Origin of the sequence: Brevundimonas sp. TWP3-1-2b1 (assembly GCF_049896165.1) — a bacterium.
Classification (GTDB): Bacteria; Pseudomonadota; Alphaproteobacteria; order Caulobacterales; family Caulobacteraceae; genus Brevundimonas; species Brevundimonas subvibrioides_B.
Window position 1 is genome coordinate 91,222 of record NZ_JAFCTT010000002.1, and the last position, 25,073, is coordinate 116,294.

General features: G+C 67.6%; 20 protein-coding genes and 1 pseudogene. 15 read left to right on the plus strand and 6 right to left on the minus strand.

What is annotated here, in order from left to right:
- Positions 1–67 precede the first annotated feature (67 nt).
- The gene (aat, locus tag ACP7AB_RS02225; RefSeq protein ID WP_425987291.1) at positions 68–763 is read left to right on the plus strand and encodes a leucyl/phenylalanyl-tRNA--protein transferase; all 696 of its coding nucleotides are present in this window, start codon (positions 68–70) and stop codon (positions 761–763) included.
- Here the strand turns inward: aat and ACP7AB_RS02230 are convergent.
- Positions 730–1,410 carry a DUF2155 domain-containing protein gene (locus ACP7AB_RS02230; protein WP_425987292.1) on the minus strand — a complete coding sequence of 227 codons (681 nt, stop codon included), beginning with the start codon at positions 1,408–1,410 and terminating at the stop codon, positions 730–732. The two genes, aat and ACP7AB_RS02230, sit on opposite strands and share 34 nt — an antisense overlap.
- Positions 1,407–1,799, minus strand: coding sequence for an NADH:ubiquinone oxidoreductase subunit NDUFA12 (locus ACP7AB_RS02235; RefSeq protein WP_425987293.1), 393 nt, complete (start codon positions 1,797–1,799; stop codon positions 1,407–1,409). The genes ACP7AB_RS02230 and ACP7AB_RS02235 overlap by 4 nt, the downstream gene beginning before the upstream one ends.
- A gap of 205 nt (positions 1,800–2,004) precedes the next feature.
- On the opposite strand from ACP7AB_RS02235, the gene ACP7AB_RS02240 reads away from it, so the two are divergent.
- The 4 genes from ACP7AB_RS02240 to ACP7AB_RS02255 all read left to right on the plus strand — a co-directional run bounded on the left by ACP7AB_RS02240 (position 2,005) and on the right by ACP7AB_RS02255 (position 6,724).
- Positions 2,005–4,773 (plus strand): TSCPD domain-containing protein, encoded by a 2,769-nt coding sequence (locus ACP7AB_RS02240; RefSeq protein WP_425987294.1) that lies wholly within the window; start codon positions 2,005–2,007, stop codon positions 4,771–4,773.
- A 6-nt stretch (positions 4,774–4,779) separates the two neighbouring features.
- Positions 4,780–5,181, plus strand: coding sequence for an acyl-CoA thioesterase (locus tag ACP7AB_RS02245; RefSeq protein WP_425987295.1), 402 nt, complete (start codon positions 4,780–4,782; stop codon positions 5,179–5,181).
- Positions 5,182–5,267: 86 nt separating this feature from the next.
- On the plus strand, positions 5,268–5,753 hold the full coding sequence (locus ACP7AB_RS02250) for a pentapeptide repeat-containing protein (RefSeq protein ID WP_425987296.1): 486 nt from the start codon (positions 5,268–5,270) through the stop codon (positions 5,751–5,753).
- Between the two features lie 74 nt (positions 5,754–5,827).
- Positions 5,828–6,724, plus strand: coding sequence for a pentapeptide repeat-containing protein (locus tag ACP7AB_RS02255; RefSeq protein WP_426046084.1), 897 nt, complete (start codon positions 5,828–5,830; stop codon positions 6,722–6,724).
- Between the two features lie 41 nt (positions 6,725–6,765).
- Here the strand turns inward: ACP7AB_RS02255 and aspS are convergent, their stop codons facing one another.
- Entirely contained in the window at positions 6,766–8,592 is a 1,827-nt protein-coding gene (gene aspS / locus ACP7AB_RS02260; RefSeq protein WP_425987299.1) for an aspartate--tRNA ligase, read from the minus strand.
- Positions 8,593–8,971: 379 nt separating this feature from the next.
- Between aspS and ACP7AB_RS02265 the strand changes: the two genes are divergently transcribed.
- The 3 genes from ACP7AB_RS02265 to ACP7AB_RS02275 all read left to right on the plus strand — a co-directional run bounded on the left by ACP7AB_RS02265 (position 8,972) and on the right by ACP7AB_RS02275 (position 13,409).
- Positions 8,972–9,685 carry a chromosomal replication initiator DnaA gene (locus ACP7AB_RS02265; RefSeq protein WP_425987301.1) on the plus strand — a complete coding sequence of 238 codons (714 nt, stop codon included), beginning with the start codon at positions 8,972–8,974 and terminating at the stop codon, positions 9,683–9,685.
- 23 nt (positions 9,686–9,708) lie between these two features.
- Complete coding sequence (locus tag ACP7AB_RS02270) at positions 9,709–11,925, plus strand: RNA degradosome polyphosphate kinase (protein ID WP_425987302.1); 2,217 nt, start codon at positions 9,709–9,711, stop codon at positions 11,923–11,925.
- 62 nt (positions 11,926–11,987) lie between these two features.
- Positions 11,988–13,409 carry a Ppx/GppA family phosphatase gene (locus ACP7AB_RS02275; RefSeq protein ID WP_425987621.1) on the plus strand — a complete coding sequence of 474 codons (1,422 nt, stop codon included), beginning with the start codon at positions 11,988–11,990 and terminating at the stop codon, positions 13,407–13,409.
- 201 nt (positions 13,410–13,610) lie between these two features.
- On the opposite strand, the gene rnd is transcribed toward ACP7AB_RS02275, so the two are convergent.
- Positions 13,611–14,759: a ribonuclease D gene (gene rnd / locus ACP7AB_RS02280; protein ID WP_425987304.1), complete on the minus strand. Its 1,149-nt coding sequence runs from the start codon at positions 14,757–14,759 to the stop codon at positions 13,611–13,613.
- 80 nt (positions 14,760–14,839) lie between these two features.
- On the opposite strand from rnd, the gene purM reads away from it, so the two are divergent.
- The 5 genes from purM to ACP7AB_RS02305 all read left to right on the plus strand — a co-directional run bounded on the left by purM (position 14,840) and on the right by ACP7AB_RS02305 (position 21,908).
- Positions 14,840–15,871 carry a phosphoribosylformylglycinamidine cyclo-ligase gene (gene purM / locus ACP7AB_RS02285; RefSeq protein ID WP_425987305.1) on the plus strand — a complete coding sequence of 344 codons (1,032 nt, stop codon included), beginning with the start codon at positions 14,840–14,842 and terminating at the stop codon, positions 15,869–15,871.
- Positions 15,872–16,136: 265 nt separating this feature from the next.
- On the plus strand, positions 16,137–17,150 hold the full coding sequence (locus tag ACP7AB_RS02290; protein ID WP_425987307.1) for a sensor histidine kinase: 1,014 nt from the start codon (positions 16,137–16,139) through the stop codon (positions 17,148–17,150).
- Positions 17,151–17,799: 649 nt separating this feature from the next.
- Positions 17,800–19,176: a M28 family metallopeptidase gene (locus ACP7AB_RS02295; RefSeq protein WP_425987309.1), complete on the plus strand. Its 1,377-nt coding sequence runs from the start codon at positions 17,800–17,802 to the stop codon at positions 19,174–19,176.
- The gene (purN, locus tag ACP7AB_RS02300) at positions 19,173–19,775 is read left to right on the plus strand and encodes a phosphoribosylglycinamide formyltransferase (RefSeq protein WP_425987310.1); all 603 of its coding nucleotides are present in this window, start codon (positions 19,173–19,175) and stop codon (positions 19,773–19,775) included. Before ACP7AB_RS02295 ends, purN begins: the two co-directional genes overlap by 4 nt.
- Before the next feature lie 72 nt (positions 19,776–19,847).
- A complete protein-coding gene (locus tag ACP7AB_RS02305; RefSeq protein WP_425987312.1) occupies positions 19,848–21,908 on the plus strand; it encodes a M13 family metallopeptidase in 2,061 nt (686 codons plus the stop codon).
- A 94-nt stretch (positions 21,909–22,002) separates the two neighbouring features.
- Here the strand turns inward: ACP7AB_RS02305 and ACP7AB_RS02310 are convergent, their stop codons facing one another.
- Entirely contained in the window at positions 22,003–22,212 is a 210-nt protein-coding gene (locus tag ACP7AB_RS02310) for a hypothetical protein (RefSeq protein WP_425987313.1), read from the minus strand.
- A 148-nt stretch (positions 22,213–22,360) separates the two neighbouring features.
- Positions 22,361–22,780 (minus strand): nucleoside-diphosphate kinase, encoded by a 420-nt coding sequence (ndk, locus tag ACP7AB_RS02315; RefSeq protein ID WP_425987315.1) that lies wholly within the window; start codon positions 22,778–22,780, stop codon positions 22,361–22,363.
- 135 nt (positions 22,781–22,915) lie between these two features.
- Here ndk and ACP7AB_RS02320 point away from each other — a divergent pair, with 135 nt between their 5' ends.
- Both ACP7AB_RS02320 and ACP7AB_RS02325 read left to right on the plus strand, forming a co-directional pair.
- Positions 22,916–24,796 carry an ABC-F family ATP-binding cassette domain-containing protein gene (locus ACP7AB_RS02320; RefSeq protein WP_425987316.1) on the plus strand — a complete coding sequence of 627 codons (1,881 nt, stop codon included), beginning with the start codon at positions 22,916–22,918 and terminating at the stop codon, positions 24,794–24,796.
- Positions 24,796–25,014 (plus strand): annotated as a pseudogene (locus ACP7AB_RS02325) (DUF2164 domain-containing protein); the annotation flags it as partial. The gene ACP7AB_RS02320 and the pseudogene ACP7AB_RS02325, both read left to right, overlap by 1 nt.
- Between the last annotated feature and the right edge of the window lie 59 nt (positions 25,015–25,073).

Below are 25,073 nucleotides of genomic sequence, written 5' to 3' on the forward strand. Positions count from 1 at the left end.
CACGCCAGCATCTGGGGCCAGCCCCCTCCACCGCTCCGCGGTCCCCCTCCCCCCTCGGGGGAGGATTATGACCGATCCGGCGGCCAGCGCCTTCACGCCGCCGGATCCGTTCGACGCCCACGCCCTGTTGCAGTGCTATGCCCACGGCGTCTTTCCAATGGGCGAGGACCGGGACGACCCGCGCGTTTATCTGGTCGAGCCCGAGCAGCGGGGGATCATCCCGCTCGACCGCTTCCACATTCCCGCCCGTCTGCGCCGCACGATCCGCAGCGAACCGTTCGTCGTAAGCGTCGATACGGCCTTCGACGCGATCCTGCATGCCTGCGCCGCATCGGGGCCAGGGCGCGAGGAAACCTGGATCAACGACCCGATCATGGGCCTGTATCTCGACCTGCATATGCGGGGTCACGCCCACAGCATCGAATGCTGGAGAGACGAGGTGCTGGTCGGAGGCCTCTACGGCGTCACCTTGGGCGGCGCCTTCTTCGGCGAGAGCATGTTCAGCCGGGCCACGGACGCCTCCAAGGTCGCGCTCGTCCATCTGGTGGCGCGGCTTCGGCTCGGCGGCTGGCGACTGCTCGACGCCCAGTTCCGCACGCCGCATCTGGATCAGTTCGGTCTGCTGGAAATCCCGCAGCGCGCCTATCTGAAACGCCTCGCCGACGCCTTACCCGCGATACCGGACCAGTCCGCCCTCACCCGCCCGCTGTCAGGCGCGGAGGCCGTGACCTATGCCTTGCAGCCCACGACCCAGGCATCATAGATCGGATGTTGCAGCCCGCTGATGGCCGGGCTCGACGAGAACATCCAGCCCCGGAAGATCTGGCGCGGCGCCGCGCCGGCTGCCTTCGGCTGCAGCGTCACATCGACATAGGCGATGGCGTCCGAGACCGGTTCGTTCTCCGCCGAGACCTCGCAGGCGCGGGCGGTGAAGATCAGCGCCTGGTTGAAGCGCACCGGGCGACCGCCGACCTCGACCTCGAACCGCATGCTTTCGGCCGTGATCTTGTCGATCGCCTCGATGATGGCGACGCGGCGACGCTGGCGCGGGAGCACGGTATCGGCGGCCAGGCGTTTGGCCTTGTCCGCCTCAGACTCGGCGTCCTCGTCTTCCTTGTCCGCTTCGGCGTCCGCCGCCTCGGCGTCGACCTCATCCCCCTGCAGGGCAGCCGTCTCGATCTGGATCGCGGGCGTCGGCGGGGTGATGGCGATGGGTACGGCAGGGGCGGGGTCGCCGGCGGGCGCCGTCTCTTCCGTCGGCTCGGTCGATCTCAGGACGTCGCCGATGGAATCGGGCGCCGGGGTCGCATCCTGGGCCGGCGCATTCTGCCAGCCGCCCGCGACCACGCCGCCCGACACGGCCAGTCCGACGACCGCCGTACTGATCAGCAGGATCCGAGCGCGGTTCATTCGGGCTTCCAGGCCTCGTAGTCGCCGGTCGCTGCCGGGCGCACGCCCTCCTCCAGGAGTGACCCTTGCGGATGCCAGGCCAGCGGCGTTCCGGTCATGTTGGGGCGGTGATCCAGTTCCCAGCGACGGCGCGGCAACGGCGCCTCCGTCGGCGGCTCGTCGAACGTGTAGTGCAGCCAGCCGTGCCAGTCGGGCGTCACCTTCGACGCCTCGGCATAGCCGTCGTAAACGACCCAGCGGCGCTTGCGGCCGTCGTAGCTGATGTTGTCGCGCGACTGATAATAGCGGTTGCCGTTCTCGTCGGTCCCGATCAGTTCGCCGCGCTTGGCGATGGTGAAGAGGGTGCCGATCGTCGCGCCGGACGTCCAACCGAAGATTCTGCCGAGCACGAGGCGATTCCAGTCCAGATTCGGATCGGCGGGAGGCCCGATCCAGTCGTCCGATCATAGAAACCGGCCGCGTCCGCGTCCAGCGTCCAGCCCAAATCACAGGGAGCAACATCTTGGGGGTAACCTTGCCTCAAACCGCTACATCTATTGCGGCCACGGTGCTGAGCGCCCTAGGCTGACGAAACGATCCTGTCCGGGCCTGCGAATGCGCTTCCCCCCCTTCCTGACCGACCTGTCCGCCTCCGTCGTGTGCGAAGCGCGCGAGATCGAGCGCGCTGACCGCGTCATCAGGGTGCTGGCGCCCGCCGGCTGGAGCGACGCCAGGGTCGAGGCGTGGCTGGACTGGTACGATCAGTCGCCCGACGACTGGCCCCGCCTCGAGGGGGCGCCGACCCGCACCGCGGCCGCCGGACCGCCCGTCCTGGACGGCGCCCTGGATCGCTGGGCCGCCCGCCTCGCCGCCTGGGGCCGCTCCACCGGCATATTCCCGTCCGCGATCGCTGCCGACACCTTCGCTTCGGAACTGGTCGCCAGCGTAATTCTGGGACTGGCCGCGCCGTCCTCGGTCCTGATGGAGGGCGCGCGGACTCCCCCTGCAGCCGAGGATCAGCCCGGTCCGACGCGCAACGCGACCGTCTTCGATCTCGGCGACGCCGGGGTCCGCGCGCGATTTGAAAGCGACACGGCGCGGCGGCGCACTGCGCGCGTCACCGCCCACGCCCTGTCGGGGGTCACCCGCACCCTGCGGGCCGTGACCGACGCGGTCAGGCGTTGCGACGGCCCGGCGTCGGTATGCTCCGACCCCACCGCCAACCCGGTCCTGGGCCGCGCCGCCATCGCCGCCCGCCGGGCCGGCGCCGACGACACGGCCATCCTGGACGCCATCGCCGGACGGATGTTCTCCGCGCCAGAGCCCGAGCCGTTGAAGCAGACGCGGGTCGTCGCGGTCTCCGATCCCGATTCGCCGATGGACGGCCCCCTTCGCGCCGCCGCTGACGGCTGTCTGGCCGACGACCTGATCGTGGCCTTCTCCGTGCGCGACGCCGAGGCCGCCGCCGATCTGGCCATCGCTCCGGGCTGCGCCATCGCCCTGCCCGCCGTGGCGGCCGCCCTGTCTGACATGATCGCAGGCCTGGATGCCCTCGCCCGGCTGTGGACGACGGCGCTGGAGATCGAGGTCGCCTGCGGCTTCGCCCCCGACGGCCGTCTGGCCCGACGGCGTCACGTCGTGCGGCCGGTTGTCCTGACTCTGGTGGGCGGGCTCGACTGGCTGGCGTCCCAGGCCGACGGAGCGATCAACGAGACCGAGTTCGTGGCCGCCTCCGGCCTGCTGGCGGCGTCAGCCTCCCTGGCCTCCAGCGAACTGGCCGAGACCCTGCGCCCCGCCGCCGACTGGCCTGTAGCCGCCGAGACCATCCTGGCCGCCCTTGCGGCGCGCGAGGCGCGCCTCGCCGACCTGACGAGCGATCTGGGGCGGGCCGCGGCCCTGCGGACCGCCCAGGCCCACGCCGCTGCGAGCGCGTCCGGTCGCCGCCAATGCCTCATCGCCACCCTGGCGTCGGACGCGGAGCGAGATCTGCGGCTGGGTGTCGCCCCTCTGTCCGGCCTCGAGGTCTTCCAGACCCGCGACGGCGAGATCGTTCGCCGCCTGCATCCGACGCTGGCCGCCGCGATCGCCACCCAGGGCGGCGACGTGGAGGGCGCCGAGCGCTGGCTGCTGGGCCGTCGGACGTTGATGGACTCGCCGGCCCTCGGCCATGCCGAACTCTCGGCGAAAGGGTTCACGGAATTGGAGCTGGAAGCCGTCGAGGCTGCTCTGACCCATGTCGAGCGGCTCGAAGACGCCTTTAGACCGCCGACGCTGGAAGCCGGCTTCATCCGCGACGTCCTGGGCATCGATCAGGAGACCCTGATTCAAGGCGGACTGCTGGCCCAGTTGGCGTCCCCCGATGAAATCGCGGCGGCGACGGAGCATGTGTTCGGACATCGGGACCTGTCCGCCTGGCCCAGCACGCCCACCCGACTGAAGACCGTTCTCGCCGACCTCGATGCCGCGGCCTCCGCGCTCGTCCGCGCGGCGGAGCCGTCGAGCGACGTCGCGGACATGACATCGGTCGAACTCCCCAGCCGGGCGGGCATCGGCGCGGCCATGGCCATGCTGACCCAGGCCGCATCCGAAGGCCGCCGCGCGATTCGTCTGTCGCGCCGTCAGGCAGCGAACCAGCCCCTGCTTCTGCTGCCGGACGTCGAACCAGCCCGGCGCGCGCCGGAACCCGCTTCCTCGCCCCGTCCCGCCAAGACCGAGCGCGTGGTCGAACGGGTCATTGAGCGCGTCCGCACTCGCCGAAAACTCCCCGACCGCCGCAAGGGTTATATCCAGAAGGCCGCCGTAGGGGGCCACAAGGTCTATATCCACACCGGCGAATACGAGGACGGCGAGCTCGGCGAGATCTTCATCGACATGCACAAGGAAGGCGCCGCCTTCCGCAGCCTGATGAACAATTTCGCCATCGCGGTCTCGATTGGCCTGCAATACGGCGTGCCGCTGGACGAGTTCGTCGACGCCTTCGTCCTGACCCGGTTCGAGCCGGCCGGGCGGGTCACAGGCAACGATTCGATCGGCTCGGCGACCTCGATCCTCGACTACATCTTCCGCGAATTGGGCGTCAGCTACCTGGATCGGCACGAGCTGGCCAACGCCGACGCCGAGCCGCTGGACGCCGACGGTTTGGGCTCTGGCAAGGCCGACGAACTGGTGCCGGCGGCCCGTTTCATCTCCAAGGGCTTCGCGCGGGGGGCCACGCCTGACAATCTGGTCGTCCTGCCCTTCGGCCGCCGCACCGAGGCGCCCGTCGTCAGCGGCGACCACAGCGAGGCCGATGCCTGCCCCGCCTGCGGCGACTTCACCCTGCAACAGCGTGGGGCGGCCTGGATCTGCGACACCTGCGGGATCGCGCCCCAGATGCGCGGATAGGCGCAAATGTCCGGGTTCAGTTGCCCGCTCCGCGTCCGCTGGGGCGAGGTCGATGCCCAGGGCGTCGTCTTCAATCCCAACTATTTCGCCTATGCCGACGTCGCCGCGACCGAATTCTTCCGCGCCGCCGGGGTGTTGACCGACGACCATCCTGACATGGCCCAGAGCTATGTCGTCGACGCGCGAGCCAGCTTTCGCAGTTCGGCCCGGTTCGACGACCTGCTGGACATGGAGGTCTCCCTGCCCCGTATCGGTCGCTCCAGCTATGAGCTTCGCGTCGATATCCGGCGCGACGGCCAGATCCTGACCGAGGTGTCGTTGACCTATGTCCGCGCCCTGGAGGGCCGGTCCCAACCGCTCTCCGATGCCTATCGCGCCATGCTCGCCCGCGTGGCTGCTCCCGACTGAGCACGGTTCAGCAGATCGTAAGCACCTGTGCGGTAACCACAGGGCGACGACTGCCGCCGGTTCGCCGGCTTCGGAGCACGACCGCCGTGAAACGCCTGATCCTCGCCGCCGCCGCCCTGACCCTCATCGCCGCCCCGGCCCTTGCCCAGAACGCTGGCCAGATCGCTCGCGTGCGCGGCGGCGCCAGCTGTTCCGGCTGCAATCTGTTCCAGGGCGACTTCTCGGGGCTGGAGGCGCGCGGCCTGAACCTCAGCGGCTCCCGGCTGCGCCAGGCGGACCTGAGCCTGGCGGTGATGAACCGCACCCGGTTCTCCAGCGCCGATCTGCGCGATGTGGAGGCCTACGGCGGCGTCTTCTCCAGTTCGAACTTCAACCGCGCCGATCTGACCAACGCCAGCTTCGTCGGCGCCTATCTGGAGGGGTCGAGCTTTTCAGGTGCGACCCTGACCGGGACCAACTTCGCCGGCGCCCAGCTGGCGCGCGCGACGGGCCTGACCCAGGCCCAGCTCAACCGGGCCTGCGGCGATGCCGCGACCACATTGCCCGGAAGCCTGCGCATTCCCGCCTGCTGAAGACCTCCATTCTTACCGCGATTTAAGTAGGGTTTCGGTTGCCCAGGGATCATCTAGGGGGCGTGAAACAGACCGTGTTCATTTCCCGCCGCCTCTCCGTCGCCCTGCCCGCGCTCGCGCTGTTCGCCGGCCTCTCGGCGCTCGCGGCGCCGGCTGCGGCCGAAGTGAGCCTGCCGTTCCAGGATCGCGACGTGACCCGGATGATCTCACTGGGCGGCTCCTGCCACCGCTGCGAACTGTCGGGCCGCAACCTGGCCGGCGCGACCTTCACCGGCGCCAGCTTCATCAGCGCGACCCTGGTCGGCGCGGACCTGCGTGGCGCCGAACTGGTCGGCTCCAACTTCTCGAACAGCGACTTCACCGACGCAAACATGACCGGTGCGCAGATCCAGGGATCGAACTTCGGCGGCGCTGTCTTCATCAACGCCAATATCAGCGGAGCAGAGGCCCAGAGCGCCGTCTTCAGCCGCGCCGATCTCAGCCGGGCCAACCTATCGGGCGCCGAACTCATGGGCGCGAACATGAACGGCGCGGTCCTGTCAGGGACCAACCTGTCCAACGCCGAGCTGTTCGGCGCCACCCTAGCCAACGTCAGCGCGCGCGGCGCCTCCTTCGCCAACGCCGAGATGAACGCAGCCAACATGGCCAGCGGCGACTTCAGCGCCGCCAACTTCAGCAACGCCCAGCTGGACGGAGCCCGCCTGTCCCAGGGGACCTTCGGCCGGGCCCGTTTCACCGACGCCTCGATGCGCCGCGCCGACATCCGGGGCGCCGACCTGTCGAGTGCCCGGGGCCTGACGCAGGCCCAGATTGCGCAGGCCTGCGGCGACTCCTCGACCCGCCTGCCGAACGGTCTCAGCGTCCGAAGCTGCGGCTCCCGGATCATGGTCCGGACGCCTGCGCCGCCGGTCCCGCCCGCGCCTCCGGCGCCGCCCTCGCCGCGCCGCAACTTCGCCAGCGCCGACCACTGATCGCAGCGGCCTTCGAAGCGGCCGCTGTGTGAGCGAAAGCCCTACTTCAGCGGCAGGCTCTGGCGGATGTGCAGTTCCTTGTACTGACGGTCCTGCGCCTCGGCCGGCGCGCTCATCAGCAGATCCTGCCCCTGCTGGTTCAGCGGGAAGGCGATCACCTCACGGATCGCGACCTGGTTGGCCAGCAACATGACGATGCGGTCGATGCCGGGAGCCAGACCGCCGTGCGGCGGCGCGCCGTAGCGGAAGGCGTTCAGCATGCCGCCGAACTGCTCCTCGACCACCGAGGCGTCGTAGCCGGCGATCTCGAAGGCCTTGAGCATGATCTCGGCCTTGTGGTTCCGGATCGCGCCCGAGCACAGCTCATAGCCGTTGCAGACGATATCATACTGATAGGCGCGGATGGTCAGCGGGTCCTGGGTTTCCAGGGCCTCCAGCCCGCCCTGCGGCATCGAGAAGGGGTTGTGCGAGAAGTCGACCTTCTTCTCTTCCTCGGACCATTCGAACATCGGGAAGTCGACAATCCAGCAGAATTTGAACTGCTCTTCGTCGACCAGCTTCAGCTCGGTCGCCACGCGGGTGCGGGCCAGGCCGGCGAATTTGGCGAAGACCGACGGCAGGCCGGCGGCGAAGAAGGCGGCGTCGCCCTTGCCGAGGCCCAGCGCAGCCATCAACGCGTCGGTGGCCTCGCCCAGGTTCTTGGCGATCGGGCCGCCCCAGGCGTTGTTGTCATCCGACCAGAAGATGTAGCCGAGGCCCGGCTGGCCCTCGCCCTGGGCCCAGGAGTTCATCCGGTCGCAGAAGGCTCTGCTGCCGCCGGTCGGGGCGGGAATCGCCCAGACGGCGTTCTTGGCGTCGGCGCCGAGGATCTTGTTGAACAGGCCGAAGCCGCCGTCGCGGAAATGCTCCGAGACGTCCTGCATCTTGATCGGGTTGCGGGTGTCCGGCTTGTCGGTGCCATACCACTTCATCGACTGTGCGTAGGTCAGGCGCTCGAAGCCGGTGTGCTCCAGAGTCTGGTCAAAATCGTTGGTGAAGGTATGGGCGCCGTCGATCGGCGAGACCGTCTTGCCGTCGGCGAACTCCTCGAACACGCCGTGCATGACCGGCTCGATGGCTGCAAAGACATCCTCTTGCGTGACGAAGCTCATTTCGACATCGAGCTGGTAGAACTCCAGCGACCGGTCGGCGCGCAGGTCCTCGTCGCGGAAGCAGGGGGCGATCTGGAAATAGCGGTCGAAGCCCGAGACCATGAGCAGCTGTTTGAACTGCTGCGGGGCCTGCGGCAGCGCGTAGAACTTGCCCGGATGCAGCCGCGACGGCACCAGGAAGTCGCGCGCGCCTTCGGGGCTGGAGGCCGTCAGGATCGGGGTCTGGTACTCGAGGAAGCCCTGACCGACCATGCGCTGGCGGATCGAGGAGATCACGCGACTGCGCAGCACGATGTTCTTGTGCAGGGTCTCGCGGCGCAGATCGAGATAGCGGTGCTTGAGGCGGATTTCCTCGGGGTATTCCGGCTCGCCGAAGACCGGCAGCGGCAGTTCGGCGGCCTCGGACAGGACCTCGACGCCCGTGACGCGCAGCTCGATCTCGCCGGTCGGCAGGTTCGGGTTCACCACCGAGGCGTCGCGGGCGACGACCTCGCCGTCCACACGGATCACGCTTTCGGCGCGCACGCGCTCGACGGCCTCAAAGCCCGGCGTCTCGGGGTGGAAGACCAGCTGGGTCAGGCCGTAGTGGTCGCGCAGGTCGATGAACAGCAGACCGCCATGGTCGCGCTTGCGGTGCACCCAGCCGGACAGACGCACATTGGAGCCTGAATCCGATGACCGGAGGGCGCCGCAGGTGTGGGAGCGATAGGCGTGCATGAGAAAATCGTCTGAATCGGCCGCGAAACGGCGGGAATTGGAAGCGGCGTAAGGCGCATCCGCGCCCCCGAAAGTCAAGGTCGGACACCGGTTTCGGGACCTGCGCGACTCCAAAAACGGAGTCGATAGAGTCGACAGAGTCTACACGTTCGCGGCCGACGTCCGAGCCAGCCCCGTAGTCTATACCCGCAGACCGCCAAGGCGCGGACGAGAGGCCTCGATGCCCGCCCGCCGGGAAGAGGCGCCTTCCAGGGCGTCGAATGACTTTTTATGGTCGACGTCAGAAGCGGTCGCAGCGGTCCACAGGCCCGGATCGTCTGTCCACGTCGCAAGACAATCCCGCATCAGGACAATCCGGGCGATCTGCTATGGTGGACCCATGTCGGCGCGTCGTCCCCTTCGCGAACAGCTGAGACTGCCCCTGACCCGGGCGGCTTCGCATGGCGCGACGGCCTTCGTGCGCTCGGCGTCCAACGCCTATGCCGTCGATGCGCTCGCGGCCTGGCCCGACAGCACGGGCCAGGTCATGGCCATCTGTGGCCCGGCCGGATGCGGCAAAAGTCATCTGGCCGCCCTCTGGGCTGAACGGGTCGGCGCCATCCCCCTGAACGGGGCCGAGGCGGCGCTGGCCGATCCGCTCGAGCTGGAGGGCCGCCCTATCCTGCTCGACATCGCCCAGGACGCCGACGACGAGACCCTGTTCCACCTGATCAACCTGGCCCAGCAAGACGGCGGCGCCCTGTTGATGGTCTCGCGGCCCTCTCCCCGACGCTGGGATGTGGCGGTGCCGGATCTGCGGTCGCGGCTCGATGCGGTGCGGGTGGTGGCGATGGAGGCCCCGGACGACACGGTCCTGTCGGCCATTCTGACCGCCCGTTTCGCCGAACACAGCATCACGCCGGGTGACGGCGTGATCGACTACCTGGTCAAACGGATCGACCGGTCGGCGGCCGCCGTCGCCGACGTGGTCGACCGGCTGGATGCGGAGCACAGGCCGGTCACGCGGACATTGGCGCGGCAGGTGCTGGAGGCCAGCGACGACCTGTTCGACGACGCGCCTGAAGATGACGGCGGATCAGGCTTGCAGCCGTAACAATCGCGCCCCACAACCGGCCCATGTCCGACGCCGCCATAGCCGACGCCACCCGGGGCGAGGAAGTCCCCTCTTCCCGCGCGCCCCAGCTGCACCTGGACGAGGGCCTGATGGCCTCGCCCACACGGTTCTTCAATCGCGAGATCAGCTGGCTGGCCTTCAACGCCCGGGTTCTCGAAGAAGCCGCGAACCCCAGCCACCCGCTGCTGGAACGGCTGCGGTTCCTGTCGATCTCGGCCAATAACCTCGACGAGTTCTTCATGACCCGCGTCGCCGGTCTGAAGGGTCAGGTGCGCGAACGGGTGCGGGTGCTGTCCGCCGATGGCCTGACGGCCGCCGAACAGCTTGAAAAGGTCAACGTCGCCGCCGGCGAGCTGATGGACGAACAGCAGGAACGCTGGCGCCAACTGCGCAAGGAACTGACAGGGGCCGGGATCGAGGTTGTTCAGCCGGGCAAGATCACCAAGACGGACAAGGAACGGCTTGAGCCCGAATTCCTGAACCAGCTTTTCGCCGTGCTGACGCCGCTGGCCATAGACCCGGCGCACCCCTTCCCCTTCTTGCCCAACCTCGGCTTTTCCCTGGCGCTGAAGCTGCGCCGGAACCGGGACAACAAGACGCTTTATGCGCTGGTGCCCGTACCGACCCAGGTGCGGCGCTTCTGGGAACTGACCGGCGACGGGCGGTCGGTGAAGGGGCGCAGGCGGTTCATCTCGCTCGAAAACGTCTTGCTGCTGTTCATCGAGCACCTGTTCCCGGGCCACGAGGTGCTCGAGAAGGGCGTGCTGCGCCTGATCCGCGACTCGGACATCGAGATCGAGGAGGAGGCCGAGGACCTGGTGCTGGAGTTCGAGGAGGCGCTGAAACAGCGTCGTCTGGGCTCTGTCGTGCGGGTGAAGATCGAGGCGTCGATGCCAGCCGATCTGCGCGATTTCATCATCGGCGAACTGGAAGCCGCGCCCCAGGATGTCGTTCTGGTCGACGGCATGCTGGGCCTGGCGCAGATGGGCGAACTGATCCCCTCCGGCCACCCCGACCTGAAGTTCCCCGGCTATGAACCCCGCTACCCGGAACGGGTTCGCGATCAGGGCGGCGACGTCTTCGCCGCGGTGCGCGAGAAGGACATCCTGATCCACCACCCGTTCGAGAGCTTCGATGTGGTGGTGCAGTTTCTGCGTCAGGCGGCGCGCGACCCCAACGTCATCGCCATCAAGCAGACGCTGTATCGCACCTCCAAGGACAGCCCGATCGTTGCGGCCCTGATCGAGGCGGCCGAGAATGGCAAGAACGTCGTGGCCCTGGTCGAGATCAAGGCCCGGTTCGACGAGGAGGCCAACCTGCGCTGGGCCCGCGCCATGGAGCGGGCCGGGGTCCACGTCGTCTTCGGCTTCGTCGAATACAAGACCCACGCCAAGCTCAGTGTTGTCGTCCGTCGCGAGGGCGATGCACTGAAGACCTATTGCCACTTCGGCACCGGCAACTATCACCCGATCACGGCCAAGGTTTACACCGACCTCAGTCTGTTCTCCTCCGATCCCGTGCTGGCCCGCGATGCGTCGCGGGTGTTCAACTACATCACCGGCTACGCCCAGCCCGAGGATCTGGAAGCGCTGGTCGTCTCGCCCCTGAACATGAAGTCGACGCTGATCGAGCTGATCGGCAAGGAGATGTCGGCGGCGGCCAAGGGCAAGCCGGCGGCCATCTGGGTCAAGCTCAATGCCCTGGTCGATCCCGAGATCATCGACGCCCTGTACCGGGCCAGCCAGTGGGGCGTGCGGATCGAACTGGTCGTGCGCGGCATCTGCTGCCTGCGTCCCGGCGTGCCGGGCCTGTCGGAGAATATCCGCGTCAAGTCGATCGTCGGCCGGTTCCTGGAGCACAGCCGGATCATCTGTTTCGCCAACGGCAAGGACCTGCCCCACGACAAGGCAAAGCTCTTCATTTCCTCGGCCGACTGGATGACCCGCAATCTGGACCGGCGGGTCGAGATCATGACCCCCGTGTTCAACGCCACGGTCCACGACCAGGTGCTGGACCAGATCATGGTCGCCAACCTGAAGGACGACGCCCAGAGCTGGGTTCTGGGCGCCGACGGCGGCTACACCAGGGTCACGCCGGCCGATCCGGCGCGGCCCTTCTCGGCCCACAAATACTTCATGACCAACCCCAGCCTGTCGGGCCGGGGCAGAAAGGTGAAGACCCGACCGGAAGCGCTGCGCTACGATCGGCCCGGTCAGTGAACGAACTCTATGCGACGCCGCGCGAGGCGGCGGTGATCGACATCGGCTCGAACTCCGTCCGCATGGTGCTGTACCGGCTGGAAGGCCGCGCCATCTGGACCGTGTTCAACGAAAAGGTCCAGGCCGGCCTCGGCCGCGACCTGCCGGAGACCGGCAGACTGTCGCCGGCGGGCGTCGAGCTGGCGATGACGACGCTGCGCCGGTTCGCGGCCGTGCTGGAGGGGGTGCGTCCGACCTATACCTTCGTCGCCGCCACCGCCGCCGTGCGCGAGGCCGCAGACGGTCCGGAGTTCTGCGACCGCGTCGCCGCCACGACGGGCCTGCGCGTCCGCGTCCTGACCGGCGAGGAGGAGGCGAAATACGCCGCCCTGGGCGTCCTGGCCGGAGAGCCGCGCTCGAACGGCGTCGCCGCCGACATGGGCGGGTCCAGCCTGGAGCTGATCAAGGTCGGCGACGGGACCGCGTCGTCAGGCATCACTCTGCCGCTTGGGCCGTTCAGCCTGGCCGATCCGAGAGGGTTCGACGCCGGGCGACTGCGCGCCACGATCGCGGAACGGCTGAGACCGGCTGCGAAACGGTTCTCGGCCGACGAGCTCCACGCCGTGGGCGGCGGCTGGCGCTCTCTGGCCCAGTTGCACATGGAGATGAGCGACTATCCGCTCCGCATCGTCCACCAGTACGCGATGAGCGCCGAAGACGCGCGCGGGGTGGCCCGACTGGTGGCTCAACAATCGAAGGCCTCGCTCGACCGGCTTCCGGGCGTCTCCAAACGCCGCGCCGAGACCCTGCCCTACGCCGCCCTGGTGCTGGAGGGACTGATCGACACCCTGGGCCTGAAGACCCTCACCTTCTCCGCCTGGGGCCTGCGTGAGGGCCTGCTCTACGAGACGCTGGATCAGGACGAGGCCCCCGCCGATCCGCTGATCGCCGGAGCCGCCGCCCTGGGGGCGCGCCAGGGCATTTCACCGGCCATGCCGGCCGCGCTCAACGCCTGGCTCGCCGATGTCATCGCCGCCCTGCCTGTGGCCTTCGGCCGTGAGCGCGACGCCGTCCTGGCCGCCGCGGCCTGCCGCCTCGCTGACCTCGGGGCCCGACTGCATCCCGATCACCGGCTGGAGCTGGTGTTCGATCAGGTGCTGCGCGCGCCGATCCCGGGCCAGACCCACCCCGAGCGCGTGTGGCTCGCCTGCGCCCTGAATGGTCGCTACGGCGGCGGGGCCTCTACGCCTGCGCCGGCTGCCGTCACCCGCCTTCTCAGCGATGACGCGCGGGTCAGCGCCCGGGCCCTGGGCCTGGCCATGCGGCTGGGCTGCGACCTGTCGGGCCGTTCGCCCCAGTTGCTGGCCAACGCCTCGGTGACCGTGAAGAACGGCGCCCTGAGGCTGACCGCGTCGCCGGGCTATGCCGACGTGCTGCTGGGCGAGCAGACCCGTCGCCGCGCCAAGGCCCTGGCCGAGGCCATGGGGCTGAAGCTGGAGATCTGAAGTGTTCAGCTTCTCCTCCCTGTTCGCCGCTTGGCGAATGGGGAGGTGGCGCGACGCGACTTCGCGTCGTGACGGAGGGGGCGACACGGTATCGCCGGAGACCGCCACTCCTCGCCACAAGCATCGCCTCGCCCCCTCCGTCACGGCCCAAGCGGGCCGCGCCACCTCCCCATGCTGCGCACGGGGAGGAGCAGGAGTCGCCTATTCGATCTCGACGACCTCGACCCGGGCGCCGTTCAGGACCAGGGCGATCTCGCCGCGCTTGAGTTTCAGCGCGTCCTCGCCGAACAGCTGACGCCGCCAGCCGGTCAGGGCGTCGACCTTGGCGTTGTCGTCGATGGCGATCCGCTCCAGGTCGGCGACGTTGGCGATCAGCTTGGACGCCACGCCGGCATTGTCGCTCTTGGCCTTCAGCAGCACCTTGAGCAGTTCGACGACCGACGGCGGAGCCGGCTGGTTGTGGGCCGGGCGGTCCAGCTTGGGCGCATGGGCCTCCGGATCGGCCATGACCCGCTTCAGCTCTTCCGTCAGCTCGAGGCCCAGGCGCGAGCCGCCGAAGCCCTTGGGCACCGAGCGCAGGCGGTTGAAGGCCTCGACGTCCATCGGGGCCTGGGTCGCGATCTCGTCGATCGCCTCGTCCTTCAGGATGCGGCCGCGCGGCTGGTCGCGATCCTGCGCCGCGCGCTCGCGCCACACCGCCGTCGCCTTGAAGGCTGCCAGATATTTCGCGTTGTACTTCTTGGGTTTCAGCCGCTTCCAGGCCTTCTCCGGGTCGGTGTCGTAGAGGTCGGGGTCGACCAGATCCTCCATCTCCGAGGTCACCCAGTCGAGGCGGCCATCCTTCTCCAGCCGTTCGCGCAGCTTGGGATACAGGGCCGCCAGGTGGGTCACGTCGCCGATCGCATAGGTCAGCTGGGCGTCGGAAAGGGGCCGACGCGACCAGTCGGTAAACCGGCTGCCCTTGTCGAGGTCGATGCGCAGCATCTGGCGGACCAGCCCGTCATAGGCGACCTGATCGCCGAACCCGGCCGCCATGGCGGCGACCTGGGTGTCGAACATCGGCCTGGGCATGGCGCCCAGCTTGACGAAGATTTCCGTGTCCTGCCGCGCGGCGTGGAAGACCTTGACGATCTTCGGATCGCGCAGGATGTCCAGAAACGGCTCCAGGTCCAGGCCCTCGGCCTGCGGATCGATGATGGCCTCATGCTCCGGCGTCGCGGCCTGGATCAGGCACAGCTTGGGCCAGTAGGTCGTTTCCCGCATGAACTCGGTATCGACCGCGATGAACGGAGCTTGGGCGACGGCCGCGCAGAACTGAACCAGCGCGTCATTAGTGGTGATCGGCGTCATTGAAATGCTATAGCCCCCCGCGACGCGGTCGTGGCAAGAGCCGCGACCATATTTCCGCACCGATTCCAGGCCCGTGAGCGATGAGCGACAATAAAGACCCATTGCCGAACGGCCTGACCTACGCCGATGCAGGGGTCGATATCGACGCCGGCGACATGCTGGTCGAGCACATCAAACCCCTGGCCAAATCCACAGCCCGCCCCGGTTCGGAGCCCTCGCTGGGCGGATTCGGAGCCCTGTTCGACCTGAAGGCGGCCGGGTTCGTCGACCCGTTGATCGTCGCCACCACAGACGGCGTCGGCACCAAGCTTAAGATCGCCATCGAGACGGGCCGTCATGACGGCGTCGGCATCGATCTGGTGGCCATGTGCGTCAACGACCTTCTGGCCCAGGGCGCCGAGCCGCTGCTGTTCCTCGACTATTACGCGACTGGAAAGCTCGAAATCGACGCGGCTCGTCGGGTGGTTTCGGGCATCGCCGAGGGTTGCCGTCAGGCCGGGGCCGCTCTGGTCGGCGGCGAGACGGCCGAGATGCCGGGCATGTATTCGGGCGGCGACTACGACCTGGCCGGCTTCTCGCTGGGCGCCGTCGAGCGGGGCCACGCCCTGCCCCGGCTGGATCTGCAGAACACCGGCGACCTGATCATCGGCCTGGCGTCCTCGGGCCCACACTCCAATGGCTATTCGCTGATCCGCAAGGTCGTGGACCGCTCGGGCCTGGCCTGGTCGGACGACGCACCGTTCGCGAAGGACCGTTCGCTGGCCCAGGCCCTGATGGAGCCGACCCGAATCTATGTGAAGCCGGTCCTGCCGCTGATGAAGGCGGGCCTGATCAAGGGTGCGGCCCATATCACCGGCGGCGGCCTGATCGAGAACCCGCCCCGCTGCATCGCCGAGGGCCTGACCGCCGAGTTCGACTGGAACGCCTGGCCGATGCCGGCCGTGTTCCAGTGGCTGGCCGAGACCGGCGGCATCAGCGACCACGAGATGCGCCGCACCTTCAACTGCGGCATCGGCTTCATCCTGATCGTCGCGCCGGAGAACGCCGAGGATGTGCTGGCCGGCTTGCTGGAGGCGGGTGAAGCGGCGTTCGTCTGCGGGCAACTCGTTTAGACACCCTCTTCCATCGGGAGGGGGTGTACTGAGGTCGGGTGGACTTCGCTTCGGTGATCACACCCGTGTCCAGACGCTTGAAGGTGACCCTCCCAACGTCAGTAGACGGGTGGATAGGCGACCTTAGCTGGGTGCGATCACAAGTTGATCAAGAGCCCTCGCTAGCCGCAAGGACTTGTCACATAGGCGGGGCGCGGGAACGAATGGTCATCGACCACTGTTCAGCTTCTAGCCTGGCAAAAGAGCCATGGGCGAGCACCGATCCATGAAAACGATGAAATCAGCGAACGCTCCGGACCGCCCGGTGTGGGATGATCAACACTTGCGTCTGGGAGTGGAAGCCGCTGGCGTAGCTCTCTGGTCCTGGAACGTCGATACGGATCGCCTTACGATGGATCAGGTGGGATACGACCTTTGGGACGTGCCCACGACCACCGAAGTCACCTTTGAAGACCTGTCCGCCCATATCCACCCGGCTGACCGGGATAGGGTCAGAGCCGGTTTCAATGCGACGCGGGGCATCGTCGGCCCTTACGAGATCGATTTCCGCATCTTGATTAAGGAGGAGGTCCGTTGGGTGTCTGCTCGGGGGCGCGGCGACGATGAGGGCATCCTCAATCGGGTAATGTTCGGGATTTTTCTGGATGTCACGGGCCGGAAACAGGCCGAGGAAGCCAACGAGTTGTTGGCGGGCGAGATGAGCCATCGGGTCAAGAACCTGATCACAATCGCCGGGGCGCTCACGACCATGACGTCGCGGTCAACCGAGACCAAGGAAGAGATGGTCAGCGATCTCACGCACCGGCTCGCCGCCTTGGGACGCGCGCATGATCTCGTTCGACCTGTCCCTGGGCAAACTGAAAACGCAGCCCTTCTCGGTGACCTGCTCTCAGTCCTGCTGACGCCCTACGATGATCTGGGGGCGTTCAGCGGGCGCGTTCGTGTGGCCGTGCCCAGAATGGGCATCGGGGAAGTATCGGCCACCAACTTGGCATTGGTGCTGCATGAACTGGCGACCAACTCTGTCAAATACGGTGCGCTTTCGGTGCCGACTGGGCTTCTCGATGTGGCCTGCCAGATCGACGGAGACGAGGCGGTCATCGTTTGGACCGAACGGGGTGGCCCTCCATGCATCGCTCCAAAGTCCACGACCGGCTTTGGGAGCAAGCTCTTGAACCGCATAATGACCCATCAGTTCGGCGGCTCGATCGCTTATGATTGGCCCACCGAAGGAGCCATTGTGACGCTTCGACTAAAGGCTAAGCGGTTGGCTCTTTAACGGTGTCCAGACCAGCAAGACCCAGTCCCCTGACGTCCGCTACGGGTCGATGGCGGTCACTATGGCCGGGCTTATCCCCCTCCCCATCGTAGAGGATGGCGTCGTGATCACCCCTACGTCCGGTTCTGACGCAGTCGCGTGGCAGGCCTTGGGGAATGCGCGCGACCGTCCCGATCCGCCTGCAAGACCGCGACGGCCCTGATCGGGCCGAGGCGACGGGACTGGTGGCCCTGCCGGACGTAACACACCAGGGTCTGGGTCCAATTCCGGACGCGTACCTGTGATCAATGAAATAAAGGCTGTATTCACTTTGAGTGTTGGTGCTGATTTTTCACCGTGCACCCCGGCGAAGGCCGGGGTCCAGATGGGGAATTCGGTCATCCGGACAGAGGGCAATGTGCGTGATACCTGCCGCCACGATCTGCGATCTGGACCCCGGCCTTCGCCGGGGTGCACGGAGGTAGGGTTTCAGCCAACCAACACTTGACATAAACATCCACAAAATCACTTCACTGTGCGGTTTTTCGTAGATCCGGTCGCAGCTATTGCACTCTCTGCACCCGGTTTTTTCGGAGTCCAATCCCCGAGGCCAATCCCCCTCCCACTGGACGGGGGAAGGCGGTAGGCTCTGCCCAAACCGGAGTCGCCCATGCGTCTGATCGCCCTCGCCGCCCTGCTCGCCCTGCCGGCGGTCGCCCATGCCCAGACCCCGGCGGCGGTCGAACAGCCCTTGCTCCACACCGTCGTGTCCCAGGTCGAGGCCGGGCGGATGCGCGCCGACATCACCGCCCTGGTCGGCTTCGGCACCCGGCATACGATGTCGGAAACTGTGTCCGAGACGCGCGGCATCGGGGCCGCCCGTCGCTGGTCCGAGCGCGAGTTTCGCGCCATCTCCGAGGCCTGCGACAGCTGCCTGACCATCGCCCTGCCCGCCGATACCGTCACCGGCCCGCGCGTTCCGACGTCCACCGAGGTCGTCGACGTCGTGGCCATCCAGCGCGGAACCGGCGATCCGAACCGCGTCATCATCATCTCCGGCCATATCGACAGCCGCGTCACCGACGTGATGAACTTCACCGCCGACGCGCCGGGCGCCAATGACGACGCCTCGGGCGTGGCCGCCGTGCTGGAGGCGGCCCGTGTTCTGTCGAAGCACCGATTCGAAGCGACCCTCGTCTACGCCGTCCTGTCGGGCGAGGAGCAGGGTCTGCTGGGCGGCAAGATCCTGGCCGACTATGCCAAGGCCCAGGACTGGGTCGTCGAGGCCAATCTGAACAACGACATCGTCGGCAACTCCGAAGGCCAGTCGGGGATCCGAGACACCACCCGCGTCCGGGTCTTCTCCGAGGGCACCAAGACCGTCGAGACCGCCCTGCAGGCCGAACGCCGTCGCTACAACGGCGGCGAGGTCGACAGCTCCTCGCGCAACCTGGCCCGCTACGTCGACGGCATCGCCGACCGCTACCTGACCAATTTCGACGTCGACATGATCTATCGCACCGACCGTTTCGGCCGGGGCGGCGATCAGGTGGAGATGCTGCGCGCGGGCTTCCCCGCTGTCCGCATCTCCGAGGGAGCCGAGAACTACGACCGCCAGCATCAGGACCTGCGCACCGAGAACGGCGTCGAATACGGCGACACGATCGAGGGCGTGGACTTCGACTATCTGGCCCAGGTCGCCCGGCTGAACATCGCGACGATGGCGGCGCTGGCCTCTGCGCCCATGGTCCCGGCCGACGTGACCATCGAGGGCGCGGTCAAGCCCGACACCACCCTGCGCTGGTCCGCCGTACCGGGCGCGGCCGGTTATCGCGTCTGGTGGCGATCGACGACGGCGCCGCAGTGGACCTTCAACCGCTCGGCCGGAACGGCGACGTCGCTGGTCCTGACCGGGGTGCCGATCGACGACTATTTCTTCGGCGTCTCGGCCCTGTCCGAAGACGGGTTCGAGAGCCCGGTCGTCTATCCCGGCCCCGCCGGCGCCTTCGTCTCCGTGGGCGACCCGCCGGCGCCCACCGCCCGATGAACCAGCCGTCGGGCCGCGTGCGCGTGGCCGTGATGATCTCCGGGGCCGGGTCGAACATGGCCGCCCTGATCGACGCGGGTCAGGCGGCCGATGCCTCGTTCGAGGTGGTTCTCGTCCTGTCCAATGACCCCGAGGCGGGCGGTCTGGCCATCGCACGCGCCAAGGGCGTGCCCACCGCCGCGATAGACCACAGGCCCTTCGCCAAGGTCCGCGCCGCCCACGAGGCTGCGATTGATGCAGAACTGAAGACTGCGGGGACCGAGGTCGTCGCCCTGGCCGGATACATGCGGTTGCTGACGCCGTTCCTCGTGCACCGTTGGGCAGGCCGGATGCTGAACATCCACCCCAGTCTGCTGCCAAAATATCCGGGGCTGGACACCCATGCCCGCGCTCTGGCCGCCGGTGACGCCGAGGCCGGCTGCACCGTCCATCTGGTCACCGAGGGCGTGGACGAAGGCCCGATTATCGCCCGGCAGGCTGTGCCCGTCGTCGCCGATGACACGCCCGCGACACTGGCCCAGCGCGTCCTGCAGGCCGAGCACGTCCTCTATGCCCGCGCGATGGCCGACTTCTGCCGGGCCGGGATTAGAAGTTTGTAATCATCGCGCTTTGCCCGCGACAGGCCGACGCGACGGAGTCAGTCTGCCGCGAAATTCCATCGGGGTACCCTAATGTCCAGAATTCGCCTCATGGCGTGCGCCGCCGGCGCCGCCCTCCTGCTCGCCTCGCCCGCCCTGGCCCAGACCGCGCCCCTGCCGGTCGAGATTCCGTCCGAGGACCAGGCCGAGATCGGCGCCTTCGGCGTTGATCTGAACGGCATGGATACGTCGGTGAAGCCCGGCGACGACTTCAACCGCTACGTCAGCGGCAACTGGCTGGCCAACACCCCGATCCCCGCCGACAAGCCGTCCTACGGCATGTTCACCGTGCTCCGGGACCGCTCGGACGCCGATCTGCGCGCCATCATCGACGAGAGCGCCGCCAACCCCGGCGCCAGCGCCGATGCGACCCGCATCGGCGCCCTGTATTCGGCCTTCCTCGACGAGGCCGCCGTCAACGCCCTCGGCGCCTCGCCGCTGCAGGCCGACCTGGCCGAAGTCCGCGCCGCCGACACCCGCGAGAAACTGGCCGTCCTGATGGGCCGCACCCAGTACGGATTCGGCTCCAGCCTGTTCGGCGTCCAGACCTTCGAGGATCTGCGGACCCCCGACCGCACCTCGGCCTATGTGGTCCAGGGCGGCCTCGGCATGCCCGACCGCGACTACTATCTGGAAGACCGGTTCGCGACCCAGAAGGCCGCCTATCGCACCTATGTCGAACAGGCCCTGACCCTGGCCGGCTGGCCCGAGCCGGCCGCCGCCGCCGACGCCATTCTGGCCTTCGAGACCGCGATCGCCCAGGAACACTGGACCCAGGTCGAGAACCGCCAGATCGACAAGATCTACAACCCGATGACCGTGGCCGAACTGGCCACGGCCGCGCCCGGCTTCGACTGGACCGCCTGGGCGACCGCCGCCGGCCTCGGCACGGACCGTACCCTGATCGCGGCCAACAACACCGCCTTCCCGGGCATGGCCCGCGTCTTCGCCGAGACCCCGATCTCGACCCTGCAGTCCTGGGAAGCCTTCCACGTCATCGACCAGGCCGCCCCCTATCTGTCGCAGCCGTTCATCGAGGCCCGGTTCGAATTCTTCGGCAAGACCCTGAGCGGCCAGCAGGAGATCCAGCCCCGCTGGAAGCGCGGCGTGACCCTGGTCGAGGGGGCGCTGGGCGAGTCGCTGGGTCGCGAATACGTTGCCCGTCACTTCCCGGCCGAATCCAAGGCCCAGATGGAGGAGCTGGTCGCCAATCTGCGCGCCGCCATGACCGTCCGGATCCAGAACCTCGACTGGATGAGCCCGGCGACCAAGGAGCAGGCGCTCTACAAGATGAGCCGGTTCGGGGTGAAGATCGGCTATCCCGACGAATGGCGCGCCTATGACGGGCTGAACCTCGTGGCCGGCGATCTCTACGGCAATGTCGAACGTTCGGCGGCCTTCGAATGGGCGTTCAACCTCTCCAAGCTGGATCGCCCGGTGAACCCGCTGGAATGGGGCATGACGCCCCAGACGGTGAACGCCTACTACAACCCGCCGCGCAACGAGATCGTCTTCCCGGCCGCCATCCTGCAGGCGCCCTTCTTCGATCCGCGCGCCGACCCGGCGGTCAACTACGGCGGCATCGGCGCCGTCATCGGCCACGAGATCACCCACGGCTTCGACGATCAGGGGCGCAAGACGGACGGCGACGGCGTGCTGCGCGACTGGTGGACCGCAGAGGACGCCGCCAAGTTCGAGGAGCGGGCCGCCGTCCTGGGGGCCCAGTATTCGGCCCTGTCGCCGGTGGAAGGCGCCAACGTCAACGGCGACCTGACCATGGGCGAGAACATCGCCGACCTGGGCGGTCTGCTGATGGCGCTGGACGCCTATCATATGTCGCTGAACGGCCAGCCGGCCCCGGTCATCAACGGCCTGACCGGCGACCAGCGGGTCTTCCTCGGCTGGGCCCAGGTCTGGCGGACCAACAGCCGTGACGAATACCTGCGTCAGCAGGTCACGACCGATCCGCACTCGCCGGGCATGTACCGTGCCGCGGTCTCGCCCCGGAACATCGACGCCTGGTACGCCGCCTTCGGCGTGGCGCCCGGCGACGAACAATATCTGGCCCCCGAAGCCCGGGCGCGGATCTGGTGAATGCGAAAAGGCCCCGGATCGCTCCGGGGCCTTTCTTTTTTGGTCTCGCTAACGCTCGGCTCGCGGAGCCCCGCTGCTTGAGCGACGGTCTTGCTTAGTGCGGACGACGCGGGGTGGTCGCAGCGCCGGCCACGCCGCCGATCGCGGCGCCGGCAACGGTCGAGCCGGTGTTGCCGCCGATGATCTGGCCGGCGACAGCGCCGCCGATGGCGCCGGTGGCGGCGCGTTGTTCCATCGTCGTGCCGCAGGCGGCCAGCAGGGCCATCGCGCCAACCAGCGGGGCCATCTTCAGGATCGTCTTCATGGTCAAATCTCCAGTTTCGCTTCGGGGACAGCGTGGAGATCAAACGGAAAGACCCGCGTCCGGTTCCGGACGCGGGCCTCTTTGTTGTGGGTCGCTATCGTTTGCGACCCGGCCGCTCTCTGCTTGAGCGACCTTTTATATCAGCCGCTTAGCCGACGATGTCGGCGTCCGTGAAGAACTGTGCGATCTCGAGCGCGGCGTTCTCTTCGCTATCCGAACCGTGGACCGAGTTCTCGCCGATCGACAGGGCGAACAGCTTGCGGATCGTGCCGTCGGCGGCGTCCTTCGGGTTCGTCGCGCCCATGACGTCGCGGTATTTGGCGACGGCGCCTTCGGCTTCCAGCACCTGGACGACGACGGGCTCGGCGATCATCTGGCCGACCAGTTCGCCGTAGAACGGACGCTCGGCATGGACTTCGTAGAATTTCTTGGCCTGGGCTTCGGTCAGCTTGATGCGGCGCTGGGCCACAATGCGCAGGCCTGCGCCCTCGATCACGGCGTTGATGGAGCCCGTCAGGTTGCGGCGCGTGGCGTCGGGCTTGATGATCGAGAAGGTACGGTCGGTCATGGGGAGACTTCTTGTTGGGAGTTTGAAGGTCGCGGGCTTATAGACGCCGCCTCCCCGGTTTCCAACCACTCCTTCTTTGTGTCCCTAACGCTCGGCTCGCGGAGCCTGGCTGCTTGAGGGACAAGGCCTGTTTAGATGCTCCAGATCACCAACCTGACGTTCAACGCCTGGGGTCGCCAGTTTCTGGACGACGCCTCGGTCAGCCTGCCCCCGGGCTCCAAGGTCGGGCTGGTCGGCCGCAACGGCATCGGCAAGTCGACCCTGTTCAAGATCATCCTGGGCGAGCTGGCCGGCAACGGCGACGAAGTCTCCCTGCCCAAGACCGCCCGGATCGGCTCTGTCGATCAGGAGCACCCGGCGACGCCGGTCAGCGTGGTCGAGACCATTCTCGAGGCCGACACCGAACGCCACGACCTGCTGGGCCGTCTCGAAACCGCCGAGCCCGAGGAGATGGGCGAGATCTGGACCCGGCTGATCGAGATCGACGCGGACGGGGCCCCCTCCCGGGCGGCCGAAATCCTCGCCGGCCTCGGCTTCGACCACGAGAACCAGCAGCGGCCGATGTCGGAGTTCTCCGGCGGCTGGCGCATGCGCGTCGCCCTGGCCGCGGCCCTGTTCGCCCAGCCGGACATGCTGCTGCTCGACGAACCGACCAACTACCTCGACCTCGAAGGCGCCCTGTGGCTCGAGGCGCGGCTGAAGAAGTATCCGGCGACGGCCCTGATCATATCCCACGACCGCGAGATGCTGAACGAGGTCTGCACCCACATCCTGCACCTCGCGAACCGCAAGCTGGAAATCTACACCGGCAACTACGACCAGTTCGAACAGGCGCGCGCCGAAAAGGCCCGCCTGCAGCTGTCGGCCAAGGCCAAGCAGGACGCGGAGAGGGCGCATTTGCAGTCCTTCGTCGACCGGTTCAAGGCCAAGGCGTCGAAGGCCGCCCAGGCCCAGAGCCGCATGAAGCGGCTGGCCAAGATGCAGCCCGTCTCGACCACGATCGAGGAGCGCGTCGCCCCCTTCACCCTGCCCTCGCCGCCGCGGCCTCTGGCCCCGCCGCTGATCCGGCTGGAGCGCGCCAACGTCGGCTACGAGACCGGCCGGCCGATCCTGCGCAATCTCAACCTGCGCATGGACCTGGACGACCGGATCGGCCTGCTGGGCGTCAACGGCGCCGGCAAGTCGACCTTCGCCAAGATGATCGCAGGCGCCCTGAAGGTCACCGACGGCGAACTGCATCGCGACAGGAAGATGCGCGTGGGCTGGTTCCACCAGCATCAGATCGAGGCCATGGACCCGACCGACACGCCGCTGGAGATCATCCGCCGGGCCATGCCGGAGGCCACCGAGGCCGGGCGCCGGTCCAAGCTGGCCCAGTTCGGCCTGAACTACGAGAAGCAGGAGACCACGGTCGACAGCCTGTCCGGCGGCGAGCGCGCACGCCTGTTGCTGAACATGGTCGCCATGGAGGCGCCGCACGTCCTGATCCTCGACGAACCGACCAACCACCTGGACATCGACAGCCGCCGGGCCCTGCTCGACGCGCTGAACGACTACACCGGCGCCGTCATCCTGATCACCCACGACCGGTCGCTGATGGAGATGGTCGCAGACCGTCTGTGGCTGGCCGCCGACGGCACTGTGAAGCCCTTCGACGGCGACATGGACGACTATGCGAAATTCGTCCTCGACCGCGCCAAACAGGCGGCGGTGAAGCCGAGCCAGATGAAGAAGGAAGAAGCGGCCGTCGCCTCGACCCCCACCGCCAGGCCTCAGAAGCAGAAGGGCGGACCTTCTCCCTCGACCCTGCGGCATGCGGTGAAGAAGGCAGAGGAACGCGTCGTCGCCCTGACGGCGGAGATTTCCCGCATCGACGACGACCTGGCCAACGCCGCCGTGTCCAATCCGAAGGCGCTGGAAGGCCTGACCCGCGCGCGGGCTCGGTCGCAGGCCGATCTCGACGCTGCGGAAGCGGCCTGGATGGCGGCAGAGGAAACGCTGGCCGAGGTTTCCTGATGAAGCCGATCGTCTTCTCGAAGGAGGAGCAGCGCGACCTGATTCCGCGCATCAAGGCCTTCGTGCGCGATGAGCTGGATCAGGAGATCGGCGACCTGCAGGCGTCCATGCTGATGGACTTCTTCGCCAATACGTTGGGCCACGCGGTCTACAATCGCGCTGTCTACGACGCCCAGGCCCTGATCGCCGCCAAGGCCGACGAGATGGCCGAGGCGCTCTATGCGCTGGAGCGAAAGCCGAAATTCAATCACCGTGCACCCCGGCGAAGGCCGGGGTC

Bases quoted from the DNA above. Each gene is read 5' to 3' on its own strand.
- ACP7AB_RS02275 (WP_425987621.1), top strand. From the start codon at position 11,988: ATGGTGCTGTACCGGCTGGAAGGCCGCGCCATCTGGACCGTGTTCAAC.
- ACP7AB_RS02310 (WP_425987313.1), bottom strand. From the start codon at position 22,212: ATGAAGACGATCCTGAAGATGGCCCCGCTGGTTGGCGCGATGGCCCTG.
- ACP7AB_RS02240 (WP_425987294.1), top strand. From the start codon at position 2,005: ATGCGCTTCCCCCCCTTCCTGACCGACCTGTCCGCCTCCGTCGTGTGC.
- aspS (WP_425987299.1), bottom strand. From the start codon at position 8,592: ATGCACGCCTATCGCTCCCACACCTGCGGCGCCCTCCGGTCATCGGAT.
- purN (WP_425987310.1), top strand. From the start codon at position 19,173: ATGAACCAGCCGTCGGGCCGCGTGCGCGTGGCCGTGATGATCTCCGGG.
- ACP7AB_RS02305 (WP_425987312.1), top strand. From the start codon at position 19,848: ATGTCCAGAATTCGCCTCATGGCGTGCGCCGCCGGCGCCGCCCTCCTG.
- ACP7AB_RS02265 (WP_425987301.1), top strand. From the start codon at position 8,972: ATGTCGGCGCGTCGTCCCCTTCGCGAACAGCTGAGACTGCCCCTGACC.
- ACP7AB_RS02295 (WP_425987309.1), top strand. From the start codon at position 17,800: ATGCGTCTGATCGCCCTCGCCGCCCTGCTCGCCCTGCCGGCGGTCGCC.
- ndk (WP_425987315.1), bottom strand. From the start codon at position 22,780: ATGACCGACCGTACCTTCTCGATCATCAAGCCCGACGCCACGCGCCGC.
- ACP7AB_RS02245 (WP_425987295.1), top strand. From the start codon at position 4,780: ATGTCCGGGTTCAGTTGCCCGCTCCGCGTCCGCTGGGGCGAGGTCGAT.
- purM (WP_425987305.1), top strand. From the start codon at position 14,840: ATGAGCGACAATAAAGACCCATTGCCGAACGGCCTGACCTACGCCGAT.
- ACP7AB_RS02270 (WP_425987302.1), top strand. From the start codon at position 9,709: ATGTCCGACGCCGCCATAGCCGACGCCACCCGGGGCGAGGAAGTCCCC.
- ACP7AB_RS02230 (WP_425987292.1), bottom strand. From the start codon at position 1,410: ATGAACCGCGCTCGGATCCTGCTGATCAGTACGGCGGTCGTCGGACTG.
- ACP7AB_RS02320 (WP_425987316.1), top strand. From the start codon at position 22,916: ATGCTCCAGATCACCAACCTGACGTTCAACGCCTGGGGTCGCCAGTTT.
- ACP7AB_RS02290 (WP_425987307.1), top strand. From the start codon at position 16,137: ATGAAAACGATGAAATCAGCGAACGCTCCGGACCGCCCGGTGTGGGAT.
- rnd (WP_425987304.1), bottom strand. From the start codon at position 14,759: ATGACGCCGATCACCACTAATGACGCGCTGGTTCAGTTCTGCGCGGCC.
- aat (WP_425987291.1), top strand. From the start codon at position 68: ATGACCGATCCGGCGGCCAGCGCCTTCACGCCGCCGGATCCGTTCGAC.